Here is a 26302-nt window from a genome sequence, read left to right on the forward strand (position 1 = left end):
GCAGTAGCCCAAGGACCACAGCACCTTCTCAACATGAACGGAGTTCAGCGCGTGTTTTTGATTTCCCGCCGCAGCCTGACAGTCATCGCCGCAACCCTGGCCCTCGCAGCCTGCCACACGCCCGTCAACGAACAGCCTGCGGCGCCAGAGCTGGGTTCGGGCTATCGCACCGACCTGAGCACCCGCCACGCCGAGCGCCATATGGCCGCCGCCGCCAACCCACTGGCCGCTGAAGCCGGGCGTGAAATGCTGCGTCAAGGCGGCTCAGCCATTGATGCGGCGATTGCCATGCAAGCGGTATTGACTCTGGTGGAACCGCAATCGTCCGGCATCGGCGGCGGTGCATTCATCATGCTGTGGGATGGACAACAGGTGCAGGCTTATGACGGCCGTGAAACAGCACCGGCCGGGGCGACAGAGCGTCTGTTCCTGAAGGCCGACGGTACGCCGATGGCGTTCACGGATGCGCAGATTGGCGGGCGCTCGGTGGGTACGCCGGGCGTACTGCGCGCCCTGGAGATGGCGCACAAAAAGAGCGGCCACCTGCAATGGGCCAAGCTGTTCGAGCCGGCAATTCGTCTGTCGGAGCAAGGCTTTGCCATTTCCCCACGCTTGCACAGCTTGATCGCCGCTGACCGCTTTATCGCGCAATCACCCGACATGGCGGCGTACTTCCTGAATGCCGACGGCTCGCCAAAAGCCACCGGTACACGATTGAAAAACCCGGCACTGGCCGCGGTGTTCAAGCGCATCGCCAAGGAAGGGCCGGATGCGCTATACCAAGGCCCGATTGCCGATGAAATCGCACGCAAGGTACAGGGCCATCGCAATGCCGGCAGCCTGTCCCAGGCCGACCTCAAGGGCTACACCGCCAAGCAGCGCGCACCGCTGTGCACCGACTACAAACAATGGAAGGTCTGCGGCATGCCACCGCCGTCCTCGGGCGGGATTGCCGTGGCGCAGATCCTGGGGACATTGCAGGCGCTGGAAACCCGCGACCCACGCCTGGCCATCGCCCCCATGACACCGGTCAAGAGTGTTTCGCCGGCCGGGCTTGAGCCGACACCCGAGGCCGTGCACCTGCTCGCCGAAGCCGGGCGCCTGGCCTTTGCCGACCGCGCGCTGTACGTGGCCGATGCAGACTTCACCCCCGTCCCGGTCGCCGGCCTCGTCGCGCCAGGTTACCTGGCACAACGCGCCACGCTGATCGGCGAGCGCAGCATGGGCATCGCCAAGCCCGGCCAACCCGCCGGTATTCAGGTGGCGTACGCACCAGACCGCTCGCCGCTGCGCATCTCCACCTCACAGGTAGTGGCGGTGGACGACCAGGGCGGCGCCGTGTCGATGACCACCACGGTTGAAGCGGCATTCGGCTCTCACGTGATGGTCCAGGGCTTTTTGCTCAACAACCAGATGACCGACTTCTCGTTCATCCCCGCAGAAAACGGCCAGCCTGTAGCCAACCGCGTACAACCGGGCAAACGCCCACGCTCGGCCATGGCGCCGACCCTGGTGTTCGACCGCAACACGGGCGAACTGCTGGCTACCGTCGGCTCCCCCGGCGGCTCGCAGATCATCGAGTACGTGAGTAAATCCCTGGTGGCCATGCTCGACTGGAAGCTCGACCCGCAGGCGGCCATCAGCCTGCCCAACTTTGGCAGTCGCAATGGTGCTACCGAGTTGGAAACTGGGCTGTTCAGCCCGGCGCTGAAACAGGCGCTCAAGGACAAGGGCCACGCCCTGAGCGAGATCGAGATGACCAGCGGCGTGCAGGCCATCGTGCGCACGCGGGATGCCCAGGGCAAGGTGACGCTCAGTGGCGGTGCTGACCCTCGGCGTGAAGGTGAGGCGTTGGGTGATTAAGGTGTTGATCTATTCGTACAGGCTTATAAAAAAGACCTGCAACCTTACGCCTTAAATCCTACGCAGAGCGCCAGAACTCAAAGTGCCATGTCATTTTTTGCGATAGAAACCTTCTTGAGCAGCCCCTTCTCACCTGCGATTTTCTGGCCCGCCCTTTCTTGCCAGAGGCTACGTCAAAGACGTAGAATTTCGCGTGCTCACTCTCATAGAATCCCCTCTATTCAGCAGGCAATGGCCTGACTATTGGACTGAAGATGAAAAAGGTATCTTCATGGCGTTTCTCGCCAGCCATCCTGATGCTGGAAATGTCATCCCGCGCTCGGGAGGTTGCCGAAAGATACGCTGGAGCATGGAGGGCCGGGGTAAAAGTGGATCAGTGCGGGTCATCTACACCACACAACTGGAGTGCGGAGCAGTCGTCGCGCTACTGATTTATGGCAAGAGCGCCACGGAGAATATTCCGGCACATATCCTGTACAAAATCGCAAAGGAAATGAACCATGCCACTCACTGATAAAGAACTGAAGGAACGTGACGCCAAACGCAATATAGGCGAAGAACTACTCACAGCCATTCAGGATGTCAAAGCGGGACGTTACGGTGCCGTGCAGCACGTTGAGGTCACTCAGGCTGCCGAAGCAAGAAGCAAGACAGGGCTCTCACAACCCAAATTTGCCGAGCTTCTGGGCGTGTCAGTAAGAACCCTTCAAGAATGGGAGCAAGGGCGTCGCGCACCTTCCGGAGCAGCACGTTCGCTACTGCATATTGCGGCCATAAGGCCGGACGTTTTTCGCGAAGTACTCAGTAACGCCTGATCGCGTTACTGCTTCGGGCCAATCACTGGCGGTTGATCTTCAAGCCCTTGCGCCCCGCATGCCGCTCCAGCGCCAGCTCGATCAACCGGCTCACCAGCTCGCTGTAGCTCATGCCTGCCGCCTGCCACAGCTTGGGGTACATGCTGATGCGGGTAAAACCGGGCAGTGAGTTGATCTCGTTGATCAGCACTTCGCCGTCCTGCGTCAGGAACACATCCACCCGCGCCAACCCGGCGCAGCCCAACACTTCAAACGCCTCAATGGCCAGGCTGCGGATCCGCTCGCTGGCGTCATGACTGATCGCCGCCGGCACCACCACCTGGGCGGCCTGGCCATCGATGTATTTGCTGTCGTAGGAATAGAAACCACTGCTCACCACGATCTCGCCACAACCACTGGCGATGGGCTCGTCATTGCCCAGCACGGCGCATTCGATCTCACGGCCCTGGACGGCGGACTCCACCAGCACCTTCTCATCAAACCCCAACGCCAGTTCAACGGCAGCGCGGTACTCGGCTTCGCTGCCGACTTTGCTTACCCCCACCGACGAACCCTGGTTGGCGGGCTTGACGAACATCGGCACACCGAGCTTGCCAGCGGCCGTTTCAAATGAGGTGCGCGCCGCATTAGCTCGCGTAAGGGTGATGAACGGCGTGACCGCAATACCCGCGTCGCGCAGCAAGCGCTTGCTGATGTCTTTGTCCATGCACACCGCCGAGCCGAGCACGTCGGAACCGACGAAGGGCAAGTCCGCCATGCGCAGCAAGCCTTGCAGGCAACCGTCTTCACCGAGGGTGCCGTGGACAATCGGGAAGATCACATCGATGTGTTCCAGCAAGCCCTGGCCGGAGGTTTCCACCACTTGCTGGCTGGCCTTGCCGGGCACCACGGCCAATTCACGGTTGGATTGGTTGAGGGCGATGAGTGCCGGGTTTTCCTGGTTGAGCAGGAAGTTCGAGGTGTCATTAAGGTGCCAGTGACCGGCCTTGTCGATACCGATCAAAACCGGCTCGAAGCGTGAGCGATCAAGGGCATCGATAATGTTGCGCGCCGATTGCAGCGAGACCTCATGCTCAGCCGAACGGCCACCAAAAATAATCCCTACCCGCACCTTGCTCATGACCCGGCCTCACTGTTGAAAGTAAGGCTTCTTACCATGGGTGGTTAGCGATTCGCTACCCGATGTGCATTGCCCCACACCTGCACAATCGTACAAGACCCCAGCAGACAACCGGTGCAGACTCAGTTAACGTGTTTCCACTTCCTTTTGTGACAAGTCACCATGGGCAATCCCATCCACTCCCTCGACTGGCTGCACCGCGCACCCCACGCCAGTGGCCTTGACCGTATCGAGGCGTACTTTGCCGGCTTCGCCTTCGACCCTCATCGCCATGACACGTACGCCATAGGGCGCACGTTGTTCGGCGTACAGAGTTTTCATTATCGCGGCGGCACGACCCACAGCCTGCCCGGCACCACCATGGTGATCCACCCCGATGAGACCCATGACGGCCGTGCCGGCAGCGATGAAGGCTTCAAGTACCGGATGATCTATGTGGAGCCGGCGCTGATCCAGCAGATCCTCGGTGGGCAGCCGTTGCCGTTTATCCCCGGCGGCTTGTCCACCGACCCACGGCTGCACCGCGCCAGCGAAGTGTTGCTGCAAAGCCTGGATTGCCCGATTGACCCGATGCAAGAGCAAGATGCCCTGTTCAACCTGGCCCACGCGCTGAGCGCTGCGTCCGGGGCCATCATCCGCCGTAAATCCTTCGACTACTTTGCGGCCGGACGCGCCCGTGAATTCATCCACAGCGCCCTGGGCCGCAGCATCACCCTGGATGAAATTGCCGACCACGCCGGCCGCGACCGGTGGGCGTTATCGCGGGATTTTCGTTTGTTATTCGGCACCAGCCCCTACCGCTACCTGACCATGCGCCGACTGGACCTGGTGCGCCACTTGTTGGCCCAGGGCCAATCGTTGGTGGATGCGGCGATGACCGCAGGCTTCACCGACCAAAGCCACATGACCCGCCAATTTCGCAGCACCTACGGCATGCCGCCATCGCGTTGGGTGAAAATGCTCGGACGCTGAGTACTGGGTTGGAATACGTTCAAACTGTGGGAGCTGGCTTGCCTGCGATGCAGACACCTCGGTACATCAGATACACCGAGGTGATGCCATCGCAGGCAAGCCAGCTCCCACAGTTGATCTTCGTGGCTTTGCGCCTCTGTCAGAGCTGGCGCCCGACAATCGGTTGGCCAATGGCCAGGAAATTCCCGCCCGCCACATGGTGCAACGTGCGCAGTTCATCATGCCCTTCAAAATGCCAGCGGCCCTCGCTGAATACCCGCTCATCAGCATAGGCCGCGACCACTTCGCCCAGGAACAGGTCATAGGCCTGCTGATTATGCGGCTCGGGCAGCAGGCGGCATTCCAGCCAAGCCACGCAGCCTTCCAGCATCGGCGCCTCGGTGTGCTCACCGCTGAAAGTGTGCAGGCCGTAGGCTGCGAATTTGTCGGTTTCAGCACCGCGGGTATTGCCCACCGTTTGCACCAGATCAGCCTGTGCGGCACAAGGCACTTGCAGTACGAAGGTGCCGGCGCCTTCAAGTAGCTGGCGGGTCCAGGTGGCCTTGTCGAGCACCACCGCGACTTTCGGTGGTTCGAAATCCAACGGCATGGCCCAGGCAGCAGCCATGATATTGCGCTGGCCGTTGTGGGCTGCACTCACCAACACGGTCGGCCCGTGGTTGAGCAAACGGTAAGCCTTGGACAATGGGACGGGGCGACGGAACGTAGGGCTCATGGTCGATCAGCTCTGCAAGCGAGAAAAGACCTACGATACCTCAAGCACAAGCCCGACAGGTCAGCTCGACAGCTGATTGGCAAACTGCCCGACCGCACTCACTACTTTTTGCGCACCGTCCTGAATTTCGACGATCACGGTACCCGCCTCCGCCGCCAGGGCCAGGCCCTGCTCGGCTTGCGCACGACCGTCGGCCATCAAGGCCACCGCGTCGCGGGCCATGTCCTGGTTCTGGCGCACCACACCAACAATTTCCTCGGTGGCTTTGCTGGTACGTGACGCCAATTGCCGTACTTCATCGGCCACCACCGCAAAGCCACGCCCCTGCTCACCGGCACGCGCCGCTTCGATGGCGGCGTTGAGCGCCAGCAGGTTGGTTTGCTCGGCAATGCCGCTGATGGTCTTGACGATGCTGCCGATCACTTGGGACTGGGCATTCAACGCCTCGATGCCTTCACCGGCCTGTTGCATGTGCTGGGCCAGGTCGCGCATAACGTCCACGGCCTGGGTGACCACGGTGGTGCCGCGCTGGGCGCTGTCGTCGGTTTGCAAAGAGGTGCTGTAGGCAATATTGGCGGCCTCGGCCACTGCCTGCTCGCGGTTGACCTGGTCGGTAATGACCGTGGCGAACTTGACCACTTTGTACAGCCGCTCATTGGCGTCCAGCACCGGGTTGTAGGTGGCCTCCAACCACACCAGGCGGCCGTGGCTGTCCACACGTTTGAAGCGCGCGGCGACGAACTCACCGGCGTTCAGGCGCTTCCAGAACTGTTGGTATTCGGCACTGTTGTATTCCTGTGGCTCACAGAACATACGGTGATGCTTGCCTTCGATCTGCGCCAGGCTGTATCCCATGGCGCCGAGGAAGCGGTCATTGGCGGTGAGTACATGCCCCTCCAGGTCGAACTCGATCAACGCGGTGGAACGCATCAGTGCAGTGATCAGGTTTTCATGTTCACGCGAGCTCTCGATGGTGCGGGTAAGGTCGCTGGAAAAAATCGAAAACTGCTTGATGCGCCCCTCTGAACTGCGCACCGGCTGCACGATTGAGCGCAACCAGGCTTCCTTGCCATTGCCGCGCATCAGGCGTACGGCGCCGGCAAAGTGTTCGCCGCGGGCCAGCGCGTGCTTGAAGCGCAGTTGGAACTCGTCCTGGCGCACATGTGCCGGCACCAGGTCTTCGATAGCACGCCCGACAATCTCGCCCAGCGAATAAGCCAGTTCCTGCAGGAAGTTGGCATTGGCCCACTCCACACGGCCTTCAGGGTCCAGTGTCAGGCAGAGCATTTCGCTTTCCAGGCTCTCTTTCACCTGGAGCAAGCTCGACAATTCTTCGCGCAGAGCGGTCAGCTCCTGCTTCAGGCGGGTATTGAACATGGGGCACCGTTAGGCAAGTGAGGTAGGTGTACTCACTTGCATCGGCGCTGCCGGGGTTTTCTGAAGAGCGCTTGAGCCCTGGGCCGAACTATATTTTCAACCGCCATTGTTACGGCATACGCCCATGACCTGATATTCCAGGGTATTGAGCTTGCCGCTGGAGTCTTCGTAGGTCATGCGCGACGGTACGGCGTTGCACGAGCGGATCGGCGGCGTCACGTTGACGACCTTGGCAATGTCCAGGTCCATGCCATAGCGGTACGCCTGGACCTCAGGCACCGGCTTGCCTTTTTTGATGGCGTACGCGGCCATGGCTTTCTCATTGCGCTCCATCATCAGGGCAAAGGTGCGGTCCCCACCCCCTTCGGCCAGTGCGCCAAATGACAACACAGCCGTTAATACAGCCAAACCTGCTTTATAAAAGTTCATCGCGGTTTCCTCGACTGAAAAGTTCAGTGTCGAGATTAACCAACCCACCCTGACGGCAGGTTCACCAGAACATTACTTATTTGTTAGATGGTCGTTAGTTTCCAGAATTGTAATGTGCAAGCCATGCAGTTGTTATCCGCCATTTGCAACTATCAGCCAGGGCCAGATCAATAAAAACGCCCGCCTCTATAAGAAGCCGATAACTGCCATCACCGAGGAGCGCATCATGAGCATTCGTCATTACACCCTTCCCTTTTCACTGATGGCTGCACTGCCCATGGCCGCCATGGCAGTGGAGGACAAGCCCGAGGGTTTTATAGAGGGCAGCCGCATCAACGTGCTGGCACGCAACTTCTACTTCAACCGCGATGACCGCAAAGGCCAGTCCAGCCCCACTGGCAATGGTTACTCCGAAGCCTGGGCCCAGGGCTTTATTGGCAAATTCGAATCCGGTTTTACCCAGGGCACCGTGGGTTTTGGCCTGGACGCATTCGCCATGTACGGCCTCACACTTGACTCGGGCAGCGGCCGCAGCGGCGGCAAAGGCTCGTTCGGCGTGCTGCCGGTGAACAGCGACAACCAGCCGGAAAACAGCTACAGCAAAATCGGCGGCGCGGCGAAACTGCGCGTGCTGGACACCGTGATCAAGGCCGGCGACGTGTTCCCACTCACGCCGGTGGTGGCCTACGGCGACTCTCGCCTGTTGCCCGAGAGCTTTCGCGGCGTCACCCTGCAAAACACCAGCCTGGAAGGCTTGAGCCTGCAAGGCGGGCGCCTGAGCGGCATGAGCCAGCCCAGTGAAAGCGGCATGAACAAAGGCTTCGCCACCTTCTATGCGGGAAAGGTCGACTCGCCCTGGATCGCCTATTTCGGCGGTGACTACCAGCTCAACAGCCATCTGGGCTTTAGCCTGTACAGCAGCCGCTTGAAGGACGCCTGGGATCAGTACTACTTCGGCAGCAATGCCAATTACGCATTGACCGACGACGTGTCATTGTTCGGCGACTTCAACTACTACAAGGCCGTGGACGAAGGCCAGAAACGGCTCGGCGAGTTCGACAACAACATCTGGAGCGCCAGGCTCGGGGTCAAGGTCGGTGCCCACAGCGTGGCCGTGTCGCACCAGCGTAACAACGGCGACGATGACTTCGACTACCTGCGCCAATCAGACTCGATCTTCCTCAATAACTCGATCCAGTACAGCGACTTCAACGCGCCCAAGGAGCGCTCATGGATGGTGCGCTACGACCTGGACATGCAAGCGTTCGGCATTCCCGGCCTGTCGTTCATGACCCGCTACGGCAAAGGCACCGGCGCCGACTATAGCAACGCCAATGCCGTGTATATGCGCCGCGATGCAGCGGGTAACCCCTTGACCGATCAACGCCGCTGGGAACGGGATATCGAGGCCAAATACGTGGTGCAAAGTGGGCGTTTGAAGGATTTGTCCCTGCGCTTGCGCCAGGCCACCGTGCGCTCCAGTGCGTTTGAATCAGACCTGGAAGAAGTTCGTCTGATTGCCGAATACCCATTGGTCGTGCTGTAGCCCTTACATTCGCTCGCGATTAACTAACATCTGTTCACAAATAGCCAGTTATCAAAATTGTAATATTGGCCTCAGCTTCTCGTTAAGTGGAACTTTCTATACTCGCTTCAACTTATTCACCCGAGCACATTCATCTCTGAAGCTTTTGTGTAGCTCCTTTGGAAAGAGATGAATTTTTAACGCCCCGCTTGGGGCGTTTTTTTTGCCTGCGACACATGCGACCGACGGTCGCAGTTGACCCTAAAGCTACTTTAGCCTTCAGACTTTTCCCACTTCCGAAACCGCCGCCATAGGGACATGGGCGCCTTCTCTCCCCCTAATTCAAGAGGTAACCCCCATGCGTATTCTTGTGGTTGAAGACGAGCAGAAAACCGCCGACTACCTGCAACAGGGCTTGAACGAAAGTGGCTACGTGGTCGACTGCGCCGCCAATGGTATCGACGGCCTGCACCTGGCCGGGCAACACGCCTATGAACTGGTGATTCTGGACGTGAACCTGCCGGGCAAGGATGGCTGGCAAGTACTGGAACAATTGCGCCGCAACGGCACCCAGCGCGTGATGATGCTCACCGCCCGTGGCCGGCTGGCTGACAAGATCAAGGGCCTGGACATGGGCGCCGACGATTATCTGGTCAAGCCGTTCGAGTTTCCCGAACTGCTGGCCCGCGTGCGCACCTTGATGCGTCGCAGCGAGCACATTCCACAGCCGGAAGTGTTCCGCGTCTCGGACCTGGAACTGGACCCGCGCCGCCACCGCGCTTATCGCGGCACCCGGCGCATCGACCTGACCACCAAGGAGTTCGCGCTGTTGCAAGTGCTCATGCGCCAGGCCGGCGAAGTGCTGACCCGCACACAGATTATTTCCTTGGTCTGGGACATGAATTTCGACTGCGACACCAACGTGGTCGAAGTCTCCATCAGCCGCCTGCGCGCCAAGGTGGATGACCAGAGCGAGGTCAAGCTGATCCACACTATTCGCGGCGTAGGCTACGTGCTGGAAGCGCGCCCATGAAGACCGGCAGCCTGTCGATGCGCCTGGGCCTGACGGTCAGCCTGATGGGCGCGGGCCTGGTGTTGCTGCTGGCGACCCTGGCCTACTTGGCCCTCACCCATGAGCTGGAAAAACTCGCGCGAAAAAACCTGGAAAGCAAGATGGAACAGATCCAGCACAGCCTGGCCCTGGGCCTGGACGCCCATGCCATCCGCGCCCGCCCGCACTCGCTGATGGACCTGGTGATCGGCCACGACAATTTCCACCTGACCATCGTCGGCACCGCGCCCGATAACAGCGTGCTGCTGAACGTCGGCAGCAAGCCCCAGGAACCACTGCTCACCGACTTCAAGCCACGGGAAACCCTGGGCTACCTCAATTGGGTCGACAGCTACGGCAACCAGGTACTCAGTGCCTCCAGCTTGATGCGCCTGGCCAACGGTGAACGTGTGCGGGTGCTGCTGTCCCTGGACCGCATGGACGACCAGGCATTGCTCAGTGCCTACCTGCGCGCCACGCTGATTGCGCTGCCGCTACTGCTGATACTGATTGGCATGGGCGCCTGGTGGCTGGTTCAACGGGGCCTGGCGCCGTTGAAGCAGTTCAGCCAGGTGGCGGCGAAAGTCACCACCCAGGACCTCACCCATCGCTTGTCTGTGGACAACCTGCCCCACGAACTGGGTGAACTCGCCCACGGCATCAACGTGATGCTCGACCGCCTGGATGCCGGTGTGCAGCAACTCTCGCAATTCTCCGATGACCTGGCCCACGAACTGCGCGCCCCCTTGACCAACCTGATGGGCAAGGCCCAGTTGACCCTGTCGCGCCAGCGCCCGCCGCAGGAATACAAGGCGGTGCTGGAATCCAACACCGAAGAACTCGAACGCCTGGCGCGAATTGTCAGCGACATGCTGTTTCTGGCGCAGGTCAGCCATCCGGCGGCGCGGGCCTCATTCACCGAGGTGTCCCTGGCGCAGGAAGCCCAGCGGGTAATGGAGTTGTTTGCCCTGAGCGCCGAAGATAAAGGCGTCACCCTGAGCCTGCGCGGCGATGCCTGGGTGACCGGCGACCGACTGATGATCCAGCGGGCGATTTCCAACTTGCTCTCCAATGCCATTCGCCACACACCCGAGGCCTCTACCGTGTTGCTGTTGGTGGAGACCTACGAGCAGAGCGTATCGCTGTCGGTGGGCAACCCGGGGCGAGGCATTGAAGCGCACCACCTGCCGCACCTGTTCGAACGTTTCTACCGCGCCGATAGCAGTCGTACCCGCGCCGAGGGCGGCACCGGGTTGGGGTTGGCCATTGTGAAGTCGATCATGCATTTGCATCAGGGCCATGCGCATGTCACCAGCCAGCTTGGGCGTTTTACGCGGTTCAGCCTGGTGTTTCCTTCAAAGCCAGCCTAGGCCCAATGTAGGAGCGAGCTTGCTCGCGAAAAACGTCAACGATAACGCGTGTTTCCTGAATAAACGCGGCGCCTGTGGGTTTTTCGCGAGCAAGCTCGCTCCGACAGAGGGTAAGCCCGCACATTGCGGCGTTTTCACGGTTGTCAGGCGGTCTCTTCATCGCGGCGATGAGCCCATTGGTACAACGCCGGCAGCACCAGCAAGGTCAGCAAAGTCGAAGAAATAATCCCGCCAATCACCACCGTCGCCAATGGACGCTGCACTTCGGCGCCGGTGCCGGTGGCGAGTGCCATGGGGATAAACCCGAGGGACGCCACCAGCGCGGTCATCAGTACCGGGCGCAAGCGGGTCAACGCGCCTTCGTGGATCGCCACCGATAACGAGCGGCCTTCCTCGCGCAGGTTTCGGATGAACGCGATCATCACCAGGCCATTAAGCACCGCCACGCCCGACAAGGCGATAAAGCCCACACCCGCTGAAATCGACAGAGGAATATCGCGCAGCCACAAGGCCATGATCCCGCCGGTAAGCGCGAAGGGGATGCCGGTAAACACCAGCAGGCCGTCCTTGAGGTTGTTGAACATCATGAACAGCAACCCGAACACCAACAGCAACGCTACCGGCACCACGATGCGCAAGCGTTCGGAAGCCTCCTTCAACTGTTCGAACTGGCCGCCCCAGGTGGTCCAGTAACCGGCAGGGACTTTCACCTGGGTAGTGATGGCGGCTTCGGCCTCCTCGACAAACGAGCCGATATCGCGCCCGCGCACGTTGGCGCTGACGATCACCAGGCGCTTGCCGTTCTCGCGGCTGATCTGGTTGGGGCCCAGCACCAGGTCGAGGCTGGCAACCTGGGACAAGGCGATAAAGCCCAACTGCCCCGAGGTACTACTCGCCAGCGCCGGCACCGGGATCAACAGCCGTGACAAGCCGTCGATATCGGTGCGCAACGTGTCGGACAAGCGCACCACCATGTCAAAACGCCGATCACCCTCGTACAGCGTACCGGCCTGGCGCCCACCGACAGCGACGGCGATGGTGTCCTGCACATCACCCACATTCAGGCCGAAGCGAGCGGCCTTGTCGCGGTCGATATTGATGGTCAGCACCGGCAGGCCGGAGGTCTGTTCCACCTTCACTTCCGAGGCGCCGTTGAGCTTCTGCAAGGTCTCGGCGATTTCCCCGGCAGTCTGGTTGAGCACCGCCATATCATCGCCGAACACCTTCACCGCCACATCGCTGCGCACTCCGGAAATCAGCTCGTTGAAGCGCAACTGGATCGGCTGCGAGAGCTCATACACGCTGCCCGGCACAATCGCGCTGGCCCGTTGGATATCGGCGATGATTGCCTCGCGGGACTTCTTCGGGTTCGGCCATTGGTCCTTGGGTTTGAGCATCACGTAGCTGTCGGAAATATTCGGCGGCATCGGGTCGGAGGCGATTTCCGCCGTACCGGTGCGCGCAAACACCCGCTCGATTTCCGGCACTTGGGCCAGTAAGGTTTTTTCCAGTTGCTGCTGCATCTGCACTGATTGGGTCAGGCTGGTGCCAGGCACACGCAGCGCCTGTTGGGCAAAGTCACCTTCGCTGAGGCTGGGGATAAATTCACTGCCCATGCGGCTGGCGACCAACCCCGACACGACGATGGTCAGTGCGGCCAGGCCGAACACCAGGGGCCGACGCACCATCACCCAGTTGAGCACCGGGCCATACACCCGACGCGCACTGCGCATGACGAAGTTTTCTTCTTCCTTGACCTTGCCGGTGACGAACAACGCAATCGCCGCCGGTACGAAGGTCACCGACAGAATCATCGCGCCGAGCAAGGCAATCACCACGGTGAATGCCATGGGGTGGAACATCTTCCCGGCCACGCCCGTGAGAGCGAAGATCGGCAGGTACACCACCATGATGATCAACTGCCCGAAGATCAGCGCGCGTCGTGCCTCCTTGGCCGCGGCGAACACTTCGTGCAGGCGTTCACTGCGGGTCAGCAACCGGCCGTGGCGCTGCTGTGCGTGGGCCAGACGGCGGATGGCGTTCTCGACGATCACCACCGCACCGTCAACGATAATGCCGAAGTCCAGCGCGCCCAGGCTCATCAGGTTGGCGCTGACTTTGTTGGTGAACATGCCGGTGAAGGTGAACAGCATCGCCAGCGGAATCACCATCGCAGTGATCAGCGCTGCACGGATATTACCCAGGAACAGAAACAACACCGCCACCACCAGCAACGCACCTTCGAAGAGGTTTTTCTTCACCGTGGCGATGGCTTTTTCCACCAGGTTGGTGCGGTCGTAAACAGTGACCGCCACCACGCCTTCGGGCAGCGAGCGGTTGATCTCCTCAAGCTTTTTCGCCACCGCCTGGGACACGCTGCGGCTGTTCTCGCCGATCAACATGAACACCGTGCCCAGCACCACCTCACGGCCATTTTCGGTGGCGGCGCCGGTACGCAGCTCACGACCAATGTCGACCTGGGCCACATTGCGCACGCGGATCGGTGTGCCGTCCGAGGTGGTGATGACAATGTTGGCGATGTCGTCGATAGACGCCACCTGGCCCGGCGCGCGGATCAACAACTGTTCGCCGCTGCGCTCGATATAGCCGGCGCCGACGTTGGCGTTGTTGCGCTCCAGCGCCGTGACCAGATCGTTGAGGGTCAGGTTGTAAGCGGCCAGGCGCTTGGGGTCTGGCGCAATCTGATATTCCTTGGCGAAGCCGCCGATGGTATTGATCTCGGCCACGCCTGGCACGTTGCGCAGTTGCGGTTTGATGATCCAGTCCTGGATCACCCGCAGGTCGGTGGGTGTGTAGGGCGTGCCGTCATCTTTGCGCACACCGTCCTCGGCTTCGACGGTCCACAGGAAAATTTCCCCAAGGCCAGTGGAAATCGGCCCCATCGCGGTTTCGATGCCGTCAGGCAATTGCTCACGGGCCACTTGCAGCCGTTCGTTGACCAATTGGCGGGCGAAGAACAGGTCGGTGCCGTCCTTGAAAATCACCGTGACCTGGGACAAACCGGAACGCGACAGCGAACGCGTCTGCTGCAGGCCCGGCAGGCCGGCCATGGCGGTTTCGATGGGAAAGGTGACGCGCTGCTCGGTTTCCAGCGGCGAAAAACCGGCCGCCGCCGAGTTGATCTGCACCTGTACGTTGGTGATGTCAGGCACTGCGTCGATGGGCAGTTTCTGATAGCTGGCGATGCCGACACCGGCCATCAACAGCACCGCCAGCAACACGATGATGCGCTGCTCGATGGCGAATTGGATAAGGCGCTCAAACATGGGGAATCACTCGCAGGATCAATGGGCGTGTTCGGCCGAGCCTTTGCCCAGTTCGGACTTGAGGATGAAGCTGCCAGCCGTCGCCACCTGCGCGCCGGCCTCCAGGCCTTTGCGCACTTCGACGTAGCCGTTTTCACTGACGCCCAGTTCAAGATGACGGGTGATAAAGCCGTCCGCGGTACGCACAAACACCGAGGGTTTGTCCTCGACGGTCTGGACAGCGGTTTGCGGCACGGTGACCTTGGCCTGGTAGGTATCGGTGGCCACTTGCACGGCGACGAACAAGCCCGGGCGCCAGGCGTCGTCAGGGTTGGGGACCGTCACGCGCACGGTGGCGGTGCGCGTCTGCTCACCGAGCAAGTTGCCCACATAGGCCACGGTGCCCAGCACTTCGGTGCCCATTTCCGTCGAGCTGACTTTCACCGGTTTGCCCACGCGAACCTTGTTCAAGTCCTTGGGAAATACGCCGAAGGTGACCCACACCTGGGACAGATCCGAGAGGGTAAAGGCATTACTGGTTTCACTGACCACCTCGCCCACCCCCAGGTGTTTTTCCACCACCACACCGGCGAAGGGCGCACGCAGTTCATAACGATTGCCGCCGGCCAATACGGCGCTGCCGCTGAGCGCAGTCATTTTTTGCCGCGCATTGTTCAGGGCGATTTCGGTTTCTTGCAGGGTTTGCCGCGCCAGCAGGTAATCCTGTTCGGCAGAGATTTTGTCCTGCCACAACTGACGCTCGCGCTGGAAGGTGGTACGCGCCAGTTCGACCCGGCGCTCACTGGCCGCCAATTCGCTGCGCTGGTCGGAAATCTGCTGGCTGGCGATCACCGCCAACAGCTCACCCTTCTTCACCGACTGGCCCAGGTTGACCTTCACCGCCTCCACCACGCCTGCCGCACGGGGCACGATATGGGAGGTACGGTCTTCATCAAAACGCACTTCGCCCGGCAGCGTCAGCACGGTGCTGATGGCACGCGGTTGCGCCTGGGCCAACTGGATGCCGGCGGCTTGAATCTGCTGCTCGGTGAGTTCGAGCTTGCCTTCTTCTTCCTCGGCGTGGGCGAAGCCGGAAAGCATCAGGCCCAGGGCGACGGCGAGCGCCATGCCATGTTTTTTGTTCATCAGGAGACTCCAGGAAAAATCAAAAGCGGGCGAGGTCGCCGTAAATGCGTTCGATGCGTACCCAGGCCTCGGTGGCCTGGGCGGTGGCCGCAAGGTATTGGGTGCGGGCCGCGATCAAGGTGCGCTGGGCGTCGAGCACGTCGAGGAAGTTGAACTTGCCCATCTCGAAGCCACGGGTGGCGCTGTCTACCGCACTTTGTGCGGCGGGCAGGATCTGCTGGTTGAACGCGCGCACTTCGGTATTTGCCGTTTGCCATAGGTCCAGGGCCTGGCGGGTTTCGGTGCGCAGGCGCAGCTCGGCGGCGTTGCGCAGGTCGCGGGCCTGGTCGGCGCGTCGGGTGGCCGCGAGAATGTTGCCCTGGTTGCGGTTGAACAGCGGGATCGGCATCGACACGCCCACCAGGTTCACCCGTTCGCGCACACTGGCGTCGTATTGGCTGCCGATCGACACGTCCAGGTCAGGAATGCGCTGGGCTTTTTCCAGGCCCACGCTGGCTTCGTTCTGCACAATGCTGAGTTCGGCCAGGCGCAATTCGGCAGTTTGCTCAAGGCGTGCCAGCAATGGCGCGGCGGCGGGTAACGCCGGTACCGAGGTGCTTGGCGTGGCGACGGCCTGGAAGTCGGTGGCGGCGCTGCCGGTACTGGTGGCGAGGCGACGGTAGGCGTCAGTGAGGCCAATCTGTGCGCGGTTCAATTCCAGACGGATTTGCGACACCTGCACCTGGGCGCGAGTGGCTTCCACCGGCGACGACTTGCCAGCGGTGACGCGCCCATTGGCGACCACCAGGCCGCGCTCGGCAAGCGTCATGGAGCGTTGCGCCAGGTCAAGGCGTTCCTGGGCGCGCAGGGCGCCGTAGTAGCTGTCGATGACCTCGGCACGCAACTGGTTGCGACGCTGCTCCAGGGTCAGCGCGGCGGCATCCTGGGCGCGGGTGGCCACCTCGATGCGTGCACCGCGCTTGCCGCCCAGTTCAAGGGTCTGGCTGAGTTTGATGCTGGTGGTGCGGCTGTTGCGGCGGGTGTCTTCGGCGTCCCAGGAGGCCACCGGGTTGGGGATCAGGCCGGCCTGTTGCCGGCCGCCTTGGGCGATGTCGATTTCCCATTGTGCGGCCGCCAGGTCCGGGTTGTTGGCGAAGGCGGTTTGCAAGGCTGCATCGAGGGTGAGGGGTTGTGCCTGGGCGGCGTTTGCGGATATCCACACTACCAGTGCCGCCGCCCCCAACAGTGTTCTAACGAAAATTGCCATAACGAGAGTTCCACGCCCATGAAGTCGCTGAGGTTTCCCAGCGGGGGCAATGTAGCTTTCGGTACTTATCAGGGCCGTGGGCGAAAGATTACAAATCCGTTAGCCAGGCTCAGGCATGCACTTCGTCGTGATCGTCATGTTGAAAACCCTCGCCCTCGACCTGGATCGTGGCGTGGGAAATATCGAACTGTTCGTGCAGTAACTCCGTCACTCGGCTGAGGATCTGTTGCTCAGTGCCCTGGGACGCATCCGCGACCAGATGCGTACTCAGCACGTTCTTGCCACTGGTGAGGGCCCAGATATGCAGGTCGTGCACGTCCCTGACCCCCGGCACGCTGCGGATGGCCTGCTCCACCTGCTCGATGTCCACACCCTCCGGCACACCTTGCAGCAGGATGTTCATGCTCGCCTTAAGCAACGTCCAGGTGCGCGGCAATACCCAAAAGCCGATGGCGGCCGCGACCACGGAGTCAACCCAACCCCAGCCAGTGAACATGATCACCAGCGCGGCAATGATCACGCCGACGGAGCCCAGCATGTCGCTCCAGACTTCCAGGTAGGCGCCCTTGACGTTAAGGCTCTCGCCACTGGCAGCGCTGAGCAGGCGCATGGAGATCAGGTTGACCACCAGCCCCAGCAGCGCAATCACCAGCATGCCGGTGGACTGGATTTCGGCGGGCGCCTGCAGCCGCTGGTAAGCCTCGTACAAGATGTAGAACGCCACGGCGAACAGCAGTAATGCATTGAAGGCGGCCGCCAGGATCTCGAACCGCGCATAACCGAAGGTGCGCTTGCGATCTGCCGGGCGCTTGGCGACTTGGATCGCCACCAGGGAAATCGCCAGGGCCAGGGCGTCGGTCATCATGTGCGCCGCGTCCGACAACAGCGCGAGGCTGCCGGTGATAAAAGCGCCGATGACTTCGGCCAGCATGAAGCTGCCGGTCAGCCCCAGGGCGATCCATAACTTGCGTTCGTGGCCGGCGCGTACTTGGGCGTGGCTGTGTCCTGCGCTCATGAAATGTCCTCGTGGGTTGGGATGGGGCGGATCATAGAGCTATAGGCCAGATCCACTGGCATGGTTTGCAAAATTGTCATCTGAGCGCCAGAGGGTCGTTAGCTTCGGGCGCACCAAAATCGTTCATGCACGCGTTGGGGAAGATGTATCAGGTATGCTTTTCGGGCCGAAACAAAAAGAAACATATTAGCCAACCTGCTCGATAAGGAGTCCCGTCTTGGAGTTATCGACTGCCGCGTGGATGGTTCACGACACCCGCCTCATGCTCTGCGTGCTGTTGGCGATCGCCAGCATCATTGTGCTAATCAGCGCGACCAAACTGCCGCCCTTCCTGTCGATTTTGATCGGCACCTTTATCGCCGGGGTCGGCGCTGGCCTGCCGCCGGAAGAAGTGGCAAAGGCGTTCAGTAAAGGCGCCGGGGCGATTCTCGGCGAAGCCGGGATCATCATTGCCCTGGGTGCGATGCTCGGCGCGCTGATGGCCGAATCCGGCGCGGCCGACCGTATTGCCACCACGTTGCTCGGGCTGGGCAAAGGCAAGTCATTGCCCTGGGTGATGGCGTTGGTCGCCATGGTGATCGGCCTGCCGCTGTTCTTCGAAGTGGGCCTGGTGATGATGGTGCCGATCATCTTTGTGATGGCCAAGCGTTCGAACCAGCCGTTGCTGAAGATCGCCATCCCTGCACTGGCGGGCATGACCACCTTGCATGCCTTGATGCCACCTCACCCTGGGCCGCTGATTGCCGTAGGCGCATTGCACGCCGACCTGGGCCTGACCATGTTGCTGGGCTTTTGCCTGGCGGTGCCGGCAGTGATCCTGGCCGGGCCGCTGTATGGCAACTGGCTGTCCAAGCGCCTGCACGTGGATGAGCCGGCCGATATCGGCGCCTTGTTCAGCGCACCGCCCAAGGCCCCGCGCCAGCCGAGCTTCGGTGTGTCGCTGCTGATCATTCTGTTGCCGGTAATCCTGATGCTCGGCAGCACCTTGGCTAAAGTCGCGTTGGCGCCGGAAAGCACCCTCGCCCTGACCTTGAAATTCCTCGGTGAACCGCTGGTCGCCCTCGGCCTGGCCGTAATCGCCGCGGTCGTCTGCCTGGGTTGGGCGGCGGGCATGCCACGCGCCGACGTCGGCAACACCCTGCGCAAAGCCCTGGCGCCCATCGCCGTACTACTGCTGACTATCGGCGCCGGCGGCGGCCTCAAGCAAACCCTGCTGGACGCCGGCGTCAGCCAGACCATCAGCAAAGTCGCCGAAGGCGCGCACATGCCCTACCTGCTGCTGGCCTGGCTGATCGCCGTGGCCCTGCGCCAGGCCACCGGCTCGGCCACCGTCGCCACCACCACAACCGCCGGCATCCTCGCGCCGATGATGGCCGGGTTGGCGGCAACGCAAAGCTCATTGGTCGCCCTGGCCATCGGCGCCGGCTCGGTGTTCTTCTGCCACGTCAATGACGCCGGGTTCTGGATGGTGCGTGAGTACTTTGGCTTGCAGTTGAAACAGACGATCTGGGTGTGGTCGGTGTTGCAGACGATTGTTTCGGTGGTCGGGTTGGTGGGCACTTTGTTGCTCTGGCACTTCCTGACCTGATCCTCAGGCGGCCAGGCTGTGGCGTTTGCCAAACAACGCCACACTCGCCACCCCCACCGCCCCCATCACCACGCAATACCCCACGCAGATCCACGGGCTGGTCGGCATCAGCGCGATCAATAACAACGGTGTAGTACTTGCCCAGAGTGCATAGGCAATGTTGTAGGTGAAGGAAATGCCCGACACCCGCACCTGCGCCGGAAACAGCCCGACCATCACCGACGGCACCGCGCCCACCACGCCGCAACTCAGGCCCGCCACGGCGTACGCTGCTCCGAGCCACACGCCGCCGGCGATCAGGCTGGCGTACAGCAGCGCAATGCCCACCGGCAGCAACAGGCTGTAGACCAATACCGCGCGCCACGCGCCGATGCGGTCCACCAGCAGGCCGGCGAGCACGCAGCCGATATTCAGGAAGACGATGCCCAGGGCGCTGAGGGCGAAGGTGTGGCTGGGGCTCATGCCGAAGGTTTTCTGCATCATGGTCGGGGTAATGACCACCAGCACTACCACGGCAGACGTCAGCACGCAGGTAAGGATCATCGCCGGCAGCAGCACGGCGCGATGGTCGCGCAGCACGGTGCGCAAGGGCATTTCGGCGGCGGCCTGGCGACGCGCCTGCATCTCCAGGAACACCGGGGTTTCACTGAGCCAGCGGCGCAGCCATACGCCGATCACACCGAATACGCCGCCGAGCAGGAAGGGGAACCGCCAGGCGTAGTCGAGGATTTCGGCAGGGGTGAAGACTTGCGCGAGCAAGGTGGCGGTCAGCGCCCCCAGCAGGTAACCGAAGGTCAGGCCGGCCTGCAAAAACCCCAAGGCATAGCCACGATGGTGACGCGGTGCGTGCTCGGCGACGAAAGTCCAGGCGCTGGGCACTTCGCCGCCCACTGCTGCGCCTTGCAGCACGCGCAACGCCAGCAGGATCAGCGGGGCGAAATAGCCGATTTGCGCGTAGGTCGGCATGACGCCGATCAACAGGCAGGGCAAGGCCATCATCAGGATGCTCAGGCTGAAGACGCGCTTGCGCCCCAGGTGGTCGGCAAAGTGCGCCATCAGGATGCCGCCCAGTGGGCGGGCGAGGTAGCCGGTCACGAAAATGCCGAAGCTTTGCAACAGGCGCAGCCACTCGGGCATTTCCGGCGGGAAGAACAGTTGGCTGAGGGTCAGCGCAAAGAACACGAAGATAATGAAGTCGTAGATTTCCAGGGCGCCGCCGAGGGCGGCCAGGCCCAGGGTTTTGTAGTCGGAGCGGGAAAAACGCTGCGCCCGTGGGGAAAAGGTGGCAGTCATGTGCAGGCTCGGCAGGCAAACAAAATGGCGTGCAGGTTATGAGCTGAGCCCATCGATGGCAATCGTGACGGATATATTTGTTTTACTCATTGATCGTTGAAGATAACAACATTCCCAAATCAATGGCCGTAGAGGAACATGCCGTAAAACTGCCAAACCCCATAATAACTACAAGAGGAAAGACTCGTGGCCGATGCTATCGAAGACAGCCGCTATGCCCGATTTGCCCTGCGTTGCTCCAACTTCGCCGAGCGCTGGTTTCCTGACTCCTGGGTGTTTGCCGCCCTCGCCGTGATCATCGTCGCCGTCGCGACCCTGGGCATGGGCGCCGCACCGGCCGAAGCGGCCAAGGCATTTGGCGATGGGTTCTGGAGCCTGATCCCGTTCACCATGCAGATGGCCTTTGTGGTGATCGGCGGTTACGTGGTCGCCAGCTCACCGCCGGCAGTGAAGTTGATCGACCGCCTGGCGCGCATTCCCAAGAATGGCCGTTCGGCTGTGGCCTGGGTGGCGTTGATTTCCATGGTGGCGTCGTTGCTTAACTGGGGCCTGTCCCTGGTGTTCGGCGGTTTGCTGGTGCGGGCATTGGCCCGGCGCACGGATTTGCGCATGGACTACCGTGCCGCTGGCGCTGCAGCGTACCTGGGCCTGGGGGCCGTATGGGCGCTGGGGCTGTCGTCGTCGGCCGCGCAGTTGCAGGCCAACCCGGCCAGCTTGCCGCCGTCGATTCTGTCGATCACCGGCATGATCCCGTTCACCGAGACTATTTTTTTGTGGCAATCCGGCGTGCTGTTGCTGGCGCTGATCGTAGTGTCGCTGATCATCGCCTACGCCACCGCGCCTGGCCCCAACAGCGCCCGGGATGCCAAGGCCTGCGGCATTGACCCGGCCTTCAACCTGCCCAAGCCGCAGGCGCCGACGCGCCCCGGTGAATGGCTGGAACACAGCCCGTTGCTGACGATTCTGCTGGCGTCGCTGGCGGCCGGCTGGCTGTTCCATGAGTTCTCGACCAAGCCGGCGATCAGCGCCATCTCGGGGCTCAATACCTATAACTTCCTGTTCATCATGGTGGGCGCGCTGCTGCACTGGCGCCCGCGCAGCTTCCTCGATGCCGTGGCCCGTGCGGTGCCGACCACCACCGGCGTGCTGATCCAGTTCCCGCTGTACGGCTCGATTGCCGCACTGATGACGGTGGTCAAGGGCGGCGACGGCCAGACTCTGGCGCACCATATCTCGACGTTCTTCACCTCCATCGCCTCCCACGACACCTACGCCCTGCTGATGGGCGTTTACTCAGCAGTGCTGGGCTTCTTCATCCCCTCAGGTGGCGGCAAGTGGATCATCGAAGCGCCGTATGTGATGCAAGTGGCCAATGATCTGCAATACCACCTGGGCTGGGCGGTGCAGATCTACAACGCCGCCGAGGCGCTGCCGAACTTGATCAACCCGTTTTATATGTTGCCGTTGCTGGGTGTGCTGGGGCTGAAGGCGCGGGATTTGATCGGGTTTTCGTTTGTGCAGTTGCTGGTGCACACGCCGCTGGTGTTGTTTTTGCTGTGGGCGTTGGGGACGACGTTGAAGTATTTGCCGCCTGTGATGCCCTGAATAACGAGTGACCGCAACTGTTGGTAGAACAGTTGCGGTCAAGGATTTACAGGAAGGCGTGCCAATAGATCAGGTAATGCACTCTGTATCGTGTCCCAAACAACATCCAAGTTGATATCGAAGTAACCATGAGCGATTCGGTTGCGCATCGCTCGCATATTGCGCCAAGGAATATGTGAATGGCGCGCCGCGAAGTCCGGATGCTGATCCATGATTTTCGTCGACGCTTCACCAATGATGATCAGGCTCATGACCACAGCTTGTTGTGTTCGCCGGTCTTCCAAAAACTCTTCTTTGCTCAAGCCCTCTACAAAAGTGATCGCGTCAGTGGCAGCTTGCCTTATGTGCTCCAGATAATCCCCTAGCCGACTTTCCGTCATACTGGCCGGGCCTCCGCTAGCACTTTATCGCGAAACTTCAAAGGCAAGTCGCCAGGCGTAAGCAGGTCGACATTAACGCCGAGCAAGTCCTCAAGCTCGACCTGCAACCCACCGAGATCAAAGAGCGTTGTGCCCGGCGGCGCGTCTACCAGCAAATCAAGATCACTGCCTTCTTGGTCAGTCCCCATCAGTACCGACCCAAATACTCTGGGATTGGAAATACGGAAACGTCCGACCACTTCTCGTACAGCCGTTCGTTGCAGATCAAGTGCAGTTGAAGGTCTCACGACTCACCTCAGTGATGTGCATTAGAAGGGCAGTCTAGCAGCGCTTGAGCCGTGTAGACACGCCCCGCCCATCACACGCGTGTCTTTGTTCCGTCACATTCCATTGCTACCGTCCTGCGAAATATCTTGCAACATCTCGCCAAGGATTCCTCGCAATGAGTGACGAGCACAACGACCACCCTGCGCACGACTGCGCCCCCAAAACGCCGGTAGACACCAGCCGTCGGCGCTTCCTCGGCGGTGCGGCGGTGTTGGGGGTGGGGGCGACCTTGAGTGCCTGCGGCAATACCAGCGAAGCACCGAGCCCACCCGTGGCGCGGCCGCTCACGCCCCAGGAACTGGACAAGGCGCTGCGCGAGCAGGTGAAAACCGTGGTGGTGATTTATGCCGAGAACCGCAGCTTCAACAACCTGTTCGCAGATTTCCCCGGGGTGGAGAAACCGCTGTCGGCGTTAACCGCCAAGGACTTCCAGCAGCGCGACCGCGATGGCAGCGTATTGCCTGCCCTGTCACCGAGCTGGGGCGGTGTGTTGCAGGTCGGCCCACAAACGGTGGACGGGGTGACTTACCCAAGCGAAGTGCAATTCCAGCAAAACCTGCCCAACGCGCCGTTCGCCCTCAAAGGCCCGCAGGGCGAAGACCTGCCATTGAGCCTGGTGACCCGCGACCTATGGCACGTGTTCTACCAGAACCAGATGCAGATCAACGGCGGCAAGAATGATGGTTTTGTCGCCTGGGGCGATTCCGGTGGGCTGGTGATGGGCCATTACGCCCAAAGCCGTTATGCCCTGCGCCTGTGGGACGTGGCCAAGGAGTTTGTGCTGTGCGATAACTTCTTCCAGGGCGCGTTTGGTGGCTCGTTCCTTAACCACCAGTACCTGATCAGCGCCACCGCGCCGTTTTATCCCAATGCCGCGCAGTCGGTGGCCAAGGCGCAGATCGCCACGCTGCAAAGCGATGACCCCAGCGACACGCGCCTAAAGCCCTTGGACACGTCACCGGCCAGCGCCATGACCGGCCCACCACAATTCGGCCCCAGCGCACTGACACCCGATGGTTACGGCGTAAACACCCTGGCCCCACCCTACTGGCCCACCTGGATCCGCGACCCGCAAAACCCGGATTACTCCAAGCCCGACCTGCCCAATGTGCTGGTGCCGCAAACCCACGAGCATATTGGCGACAAGCTGTCGAAGAAGAACATCGACTGGGCCTGGTACGCCGGTGCGTGGCAAGCCACCCTGGAGCAGTTCAAGGACTCCGGCGGCATCCCCAAGATTCCGAATTTCCAGTACCACCACCAGCCGTTCAATTACTTCAAGCAGCAAGGGCCGCAAAACCCGGCAGAACGTGCCAGGCGTCTGCGTGACGGCGGTTTGGGCGATGAGTCAAGCACCAACCGGTTCTTCGCCGACGCCCAGGCCGGCAAGCTGCCCGCCGTGAGCTTCTACAAACCCCAGGGCAACTTGAACATGCACGCCGGTTATGCCGACGTGGCCTCGGGCGACCGCCATATCGCCCGCGCCTTGAAGGTGCTGCAAGAAAGCCCGCAGTGGAAAAACATGGTGGTGGTGGTGACCGTGGATGAAAACGGCGGCTGGTGGGACCACGTGGCGCCGCCCCAGGGTGACCGCTGGGGCCCGGGCTCGCGGGTTCCGGCGCTGGTGGTGTCGCCGTTTGCCCGCAAAGGCACGGTGGACCATACGGTGTACGACACGGCATCGATCCTGCGTTTGATCACCCGGGTGTTCCAGTTGGAAACCCTGGACGGCCTCAAGCAGCGCGATGACGCGATGATCGCGCGCGGCCAGAAACCCATGGGCGATCTGAGCAATGCCTTGCAGTTCAGCCTGTAGGGGCTTATCCAATAACGACATGCCGGGCGATTTAACACGCGATTTTCCCGGTCAGCCGCTACTGTGTGCAGGTGGGCTTCCATCCCGCGCAGACGGGCTTCGCTGACAAGGAATCGACTATGTTTAAACCGACCAGGCTGTCCTTCACCCTCGCCGCACTACTGGCGAGTGCGGTCGTACAGGCCGACATCGAGGTGCCACTGGGCAGCACGCAGCGCGTCACCCAGTTGTTCGCGTACCCCAACAACTGCAATGTGATCTGCTTCCGGCCATGGTCACTGGAGCAGACCGCCGAACACTATTTGAACCAGAGCCTGCAACGTGACGGTTACAGCCGGGCCAAGGTCAGTGTGAAGACCCACGACGGTCAGGTCACGGCGTCCTTCAGCGGCGTGCCCGACAGTTACGGCCAGCCACTGACCACGCTGCTCAATACCGCCGACCTGGCTTACCAAGGCGCCAGCCAGCTCAACAGCGATGGCAAATGGGCCTACAACTGGTACCTGTTCCTGCCGTTGGGCATGGCCCTGGAAAACCGCAAAAGCATCGAGCTGTTGCACTTCCCTCCGGATTACTCGCTGACCCAGGCCCAGGATTACCTGGAATCGGCCACCACCGACCGCTGGGCCACCTTGTTAAGCGAAAATGGCGTACCGGCCACGGAAACGCCGGCGTACCAGACCATCATCGATATCGCGCCCATCGCTGCGCCGTCCAATGCCGGCAAAGACCTGGAAACCGTCTACGGGTATTTCACCGACTACCAGACCCGCATGGTCAAGGAACTGAGCCTGCGCCCTGGCGGCGCATTACCCATGGTGGCCTTCGGCGCGCCAGTGCGTAGCTGGATCAAGCAACAATACGGGCAAACCGTGGGCGTGCTGAGCCTGGCGCAGATCAGCCCGGAGCCTGGCAAAACCGTCGCGGTATTGGGCGCCAACCACCCAAGTTACATTTGGTATGCGGCCAGCCCCGACAGCTATGACGGTGATGAACAAAAGGCTGATGACGCCGGTTTGAAAGTGATGGGCCAGGACTTGAGCGCCGCCTGCTGGCAAGCAGGCATGGGCCAGAAACCCGCCAGCGATGCGAACGTATTGCTCAAGGCCTGCCTGAACACTTGGCAAGTCACGCGCAAGGAGCAGACGTGTGAATTGTTCTACACCTCGGTGCGCCACCTGACGCCTGAGCAGGCCAACGCCAAGTGCGCCACAGCGCCTATCAAAGCGCAGTTGAAACTGTTGAGAAATGCCGCTCCCACGCCCACCGTCATAGCCCCCGCGCTTTAAGGCGAAGAAACCGTTTCTACTGTCAACTTTGACAGTAGAAACCGGATCCCACTTCGGCGAATCTAGGGCCGCGCCCATTTGCTGCAAGACTGGC

The 26302-nt window shown here is 61.2% G+C and carries 22 protein-coding genes and 1 pseudogene; 11 read left to right on the forward strand and 12 right to left on the reverse strand.

Translation table 11 applies throughout. The features are described from left to right. The first annotated feature begins 33 nt into the window (after positions 1–33). The 3 genes from ggt (at position 34) to GIW79_RS18665 (ending at position 2678) form a co-directional block, all read left to right on the forward strand. Positions 34–1863 carry a gamma-glutamyltransferase gene (gene ggt / locus GIW79_RS18655; protein WP_236453637.1) on the forward strand — a complete coding sequence of 610 codons (1830 nt, stop codon included), beginning with the start codon at positions 34–36 and terminating at the stop codon, positions 1861–1863. Between the two features lie 271 nt (positions 1864–2134). Continuing rightward, a complete protein-coding gene (locus tag GIW79_RS18660; protein ID WP_197986766.1) occupies positions 2135–2377 on the forward strand; it encodes a hypothetical protein in 243 nt (80 codons plus the stop codon). Then, the gene (locus GIW79_RS18665) at positions 2364–2678 is read left to right on the forward strand and encodes a helix-turn-helix domain-containing protein (RefSeq protein ID WP_019817027.1); all 315 of its coding nucleotides are present in this window, start codon (positions 2364–2366) and stop codon (positions 2676–2678) included. The genes GIW79_RS18660 and GIW79_RS18665 overlap by 14 nt, the downstream gene beginning before the upstream one ends. Before the next feature lie 22 nt (positions 2679–2700). On the opposite strand, the gene ddlA is transcribed toward GIW79_RS18665, so the two are convergent. Then, the gene (ddlA, locus tag GIW79_RS18670) at positions 2701–3798 is read right to left on the reverse strand and encodes a D-alanine--D-alanine ligase (RefSeq protein WP_054897164.1); all 1098 of its coding nucleotides are present in this window, start codon (positions 3796–3798) and stop codon (positions 2701–2703) included. 162 nt (positions 3799–3960) lie between these two features. On the opposite strand from ddlA, the gene GIW79_RS18675 reads away from it, so the two are divergent. Beyond that, positions 3961–4770, forward strand: a complete 810-nt coding sequence (locus tag GIW79_RS18675) for an AraC family transcriptional regulator (RefSeq protein WP_236453640.1) — start codon at positions 3961–3963, stop codon at positions 4768–4770. Positions 4771–4909: 139 nt separating this feature from the next. On the opposite strand, the gene GIW79_RS18680 is transcribed toward GIW79_RS18675, so the two are convergent. The 4 genes and pseudogenes from GIW79_RS18680 to GIW79_RS18690 form a co-directional block, all read right to left on the reverse strand. Then, positions 4910–5485, reverse strand: a complete 576-nt coding sequence (locus tag GIW79_RS18680; protein WP_034128112.1) for a flavin reductase family protein — start codon at positions 5483–5485, stop codon at positions 4910–4912. A gap of 60 nt (positions 5486–5545) precedes the next feature. Beyond that, a complete protein-coding gene (locus GIW79_RS29850) occupies positions 5546–5977 on the reverse strand; it encodes a methyl-accepting chemotaxis protein (RefSeq protein WP_370712620.1) in 432 nt (143 codons plus the stop codon). 108 nt (positions 5978–6085) lie between these two features. Further along, positions 6086–6862: pseudogene (locus tag GIW79_RS29855) on the reverse strand (PAS domain-containing protein); the annotation flags it as partial. A 96-nt stretch (positions 6863–6958) separates the two neighbouring features. After that, entirely contained in the window at positions 6959–7291 is a 333-nt protein-coding gene (locus GIW79_RS18690; protein WP_014716799.1) for a DUF2790 domain-containing protein, read from the reverse strand. Between the two features lie 226 nt (positions 7292–7517). On the opposite strand from GIW79_RS18690, the gene GIW79_RS18695 reads away from it, so the two are divergent. From GIW79_RS18695 to GIW79_RS18705, 3 genes are all read left to right on the forward strand, one after another. Continuing rightward, a complete protein-coding gene (locus GIW79_RS18695) occupies positions 7518–8837 on the forward strand; it encodes an OprD family porin (protein ID WP_054921782.1) in 1320 nt (439 codons plus the stop codon). Between the two features lie 337 nt (positions 8838–9174). Then, positions 9175–9849: a heavy metal response regulator transcription factor gene (locus tag GIW79_RS18700; protein ID WP_060764123.1), complete on the forward strand. Its 675-nt coding sequence runs from the start codon at positions 9175–9177 to the stop codon at positions 9847–9849. After that, positions 9846–11237: a heavy metal sensor histidine kinase gene (locus GIW79_RS18705; RefSeq protein ID WP_054897166.1), complete on the forward strand. Its 1392-nt coding sequence runs from the start codon at positions 9846–9848 to the stop codon at positions 11235–11237. Before GIW79_RS18700 ends, GIW79_RS18705 begins: the two co-directional genes overlap by 4 nt. 143 nt (positions 11238–11380) lie before the next feature. On the opposite strand, the gene GIW79_RS18710 is transcribed toward GIW79_RS18705, so the two are convergent. The 4 genes from GIW79_RS18710 to GIW79_RS18725 all read right to left on the reverse strand — a co-directional run bounded on the left by GIW79_RS18710 (position 11381) and on the right by GIW79_RS18725 (position 17910). Further along, complete coding sequence (locus GIW79_RS18710; RefSeq protein ID WP_236453643.1) at positions 11381–14524, reverse strand: CusA/CzcA family heavy metal efflux RND transporter; 3144 nt, start codon at positions 14522–14524, stop codon at positions 11381–11383. 18 nt (positions 14525–14542) lie between these two features. Continuing rightward, positions 14543–15649, reverse strand: a complete 1107-nt coding sequence (locus GIW79_RS18715) for an efflux RND transporter periplasmic adaptor subunit (RefSeq protein ID WP_236453647.1) — start codon at positions 15647–15649, stop codon at positions 14543–14545. Positions 15650–15668: 19 nt separating this feature from the next. Then, entirely contained in the window at positions 15669–16895 is a 1227-nt protein-coding gene (locus tag GIW79_RS18720; RefSeq protein WP_054897169.1) for a TolC family protein, read from the reverse strand. 109 nt (positions 16896–17004) lie between these two features. Then, complete coding sequence (locus tag GIW79_RS18725) at positions 17005–17910, reverse strand: cation diffusion facilitator family transporter (protein ID WP_057977424.1); 906 nt, start codon at positions 17908–17910, stop codon at positions 17005–17007. Between the two features lie 217 nt (positions 17911–18127). On the opposite strand from GIW79_RS18725, the gene GIW79_RS18730 reads away from it, so the two are divergent. Further along, positions 18128–19498 carry a GntT/GntP/DsdX family permease gene (locus tag GIW79_RS18730; RefSeq protein WP_054921773.1) on the forward strand — a complete coding sequence of 457 codons (1371 nt, stop codon included), beginning with the start codon at positions 18128–18130 and terminating at the stop codon, positions 19496–19498. Positions 19499–19501: 3 nt separating this feature from the next. Here GIW79_RS18730 and GIW79_RS18735 read toward each other — a convergent pair whose 3' ends face one another. Next, positions 19502–20791 (reverse strand): MFS transporter, encoded by a 1290-nt coding sequence (locus tag GIW79_RS18735; protein ID WP_054897172.1) that lies wholly within the window; start codon positions 20789–20791, stop codon positions 19502–19504. Between the two features lie 186 nt (positions 20792–20977). On the opposite strand from GIW79_RS18735, the gene GIW79_RS18740 reads away from it, so the two are divergent. Then, complete coding sequence (locus GIW79_RS18740) at positions 20978–22396, forward strand: short-chain fatty acid transporter (RefSeq protein WP_034128121.1); 1419 nt, start codon at positions 20978–20980, stop codon at positions 22394–22396. 38 nt (positions 22397–22434) lie between these two features. On the opposite strand, the gene GIW79_RS18745 is transcribed toward GIW79_RS18740, so the two are convergent. Beyond that, positions 22435–22776 carry a HepT-like ribonuclease domain-containing protein gene (locus GIW79_RS18745; RefSeq protein WP_057977427.1) on the reverse strand — a complete coding sequence of 114 codons (342 nt, stop codon included), beginning with the start codon at positions 22774–22776 and terminating at the stop codon, positions 22435–22437. Continuing rightward, entirely contained in the window at positions 22773–23063 is a 291-nt protein-coding gene (locus tag GIW79_RS18750; RefSeq protein ID WP_032893707.1) for a nucleotidyltransferase family protein, read from the reverse strand. Before GIW79_RS18750 ends, GIW79_RS18745 begins: the two co-directional genes overlap by 4 nt. Before the next feature lie 155 nt (positions 23064–23218). On the opposite strand from GIW79_RS18750, the gene acpA reads away from it, so the two are divergent. Both acpA and GIW79_RS18760 read left to right on the forward strand, forming a co-directional pair. Further along, positions 23219–24919: an acid phosphatase gene (acpA, locus tag GIW79_RS18755; protein ID WP_236453652.1), complete on the forward strand. Its 1701-nt coding sequence runs from the start codon at positions 23219–23221 to the stop codon at positions 24917–24919. 119 nt (positions 24920–25038) lie between these two features. After that, positions 25039–26208 (forward strand): hypothetical protein, encoded by a 1170-nt coding sequence (locus tag GIW79_RS18760; RefSeq protein WP_054897175.1) that lies wholly within the window; start codon positions 25039–25041, stop codon positions 26206–26208. Positions 26209–26302: the final 94 nt, after the last annotated feature.

The sequence above is a fragment of the Pseudomonas sp. PA-7-1E genome (assembly GCF_021605325.1).
GTDB lineage: Bacteria > Pseudomonadota > Gammaproteobacteria > Pseudomonadales > Pseudomonadaceae > Aquipseudomonas > Aquipseudomonas fluorescens_BV.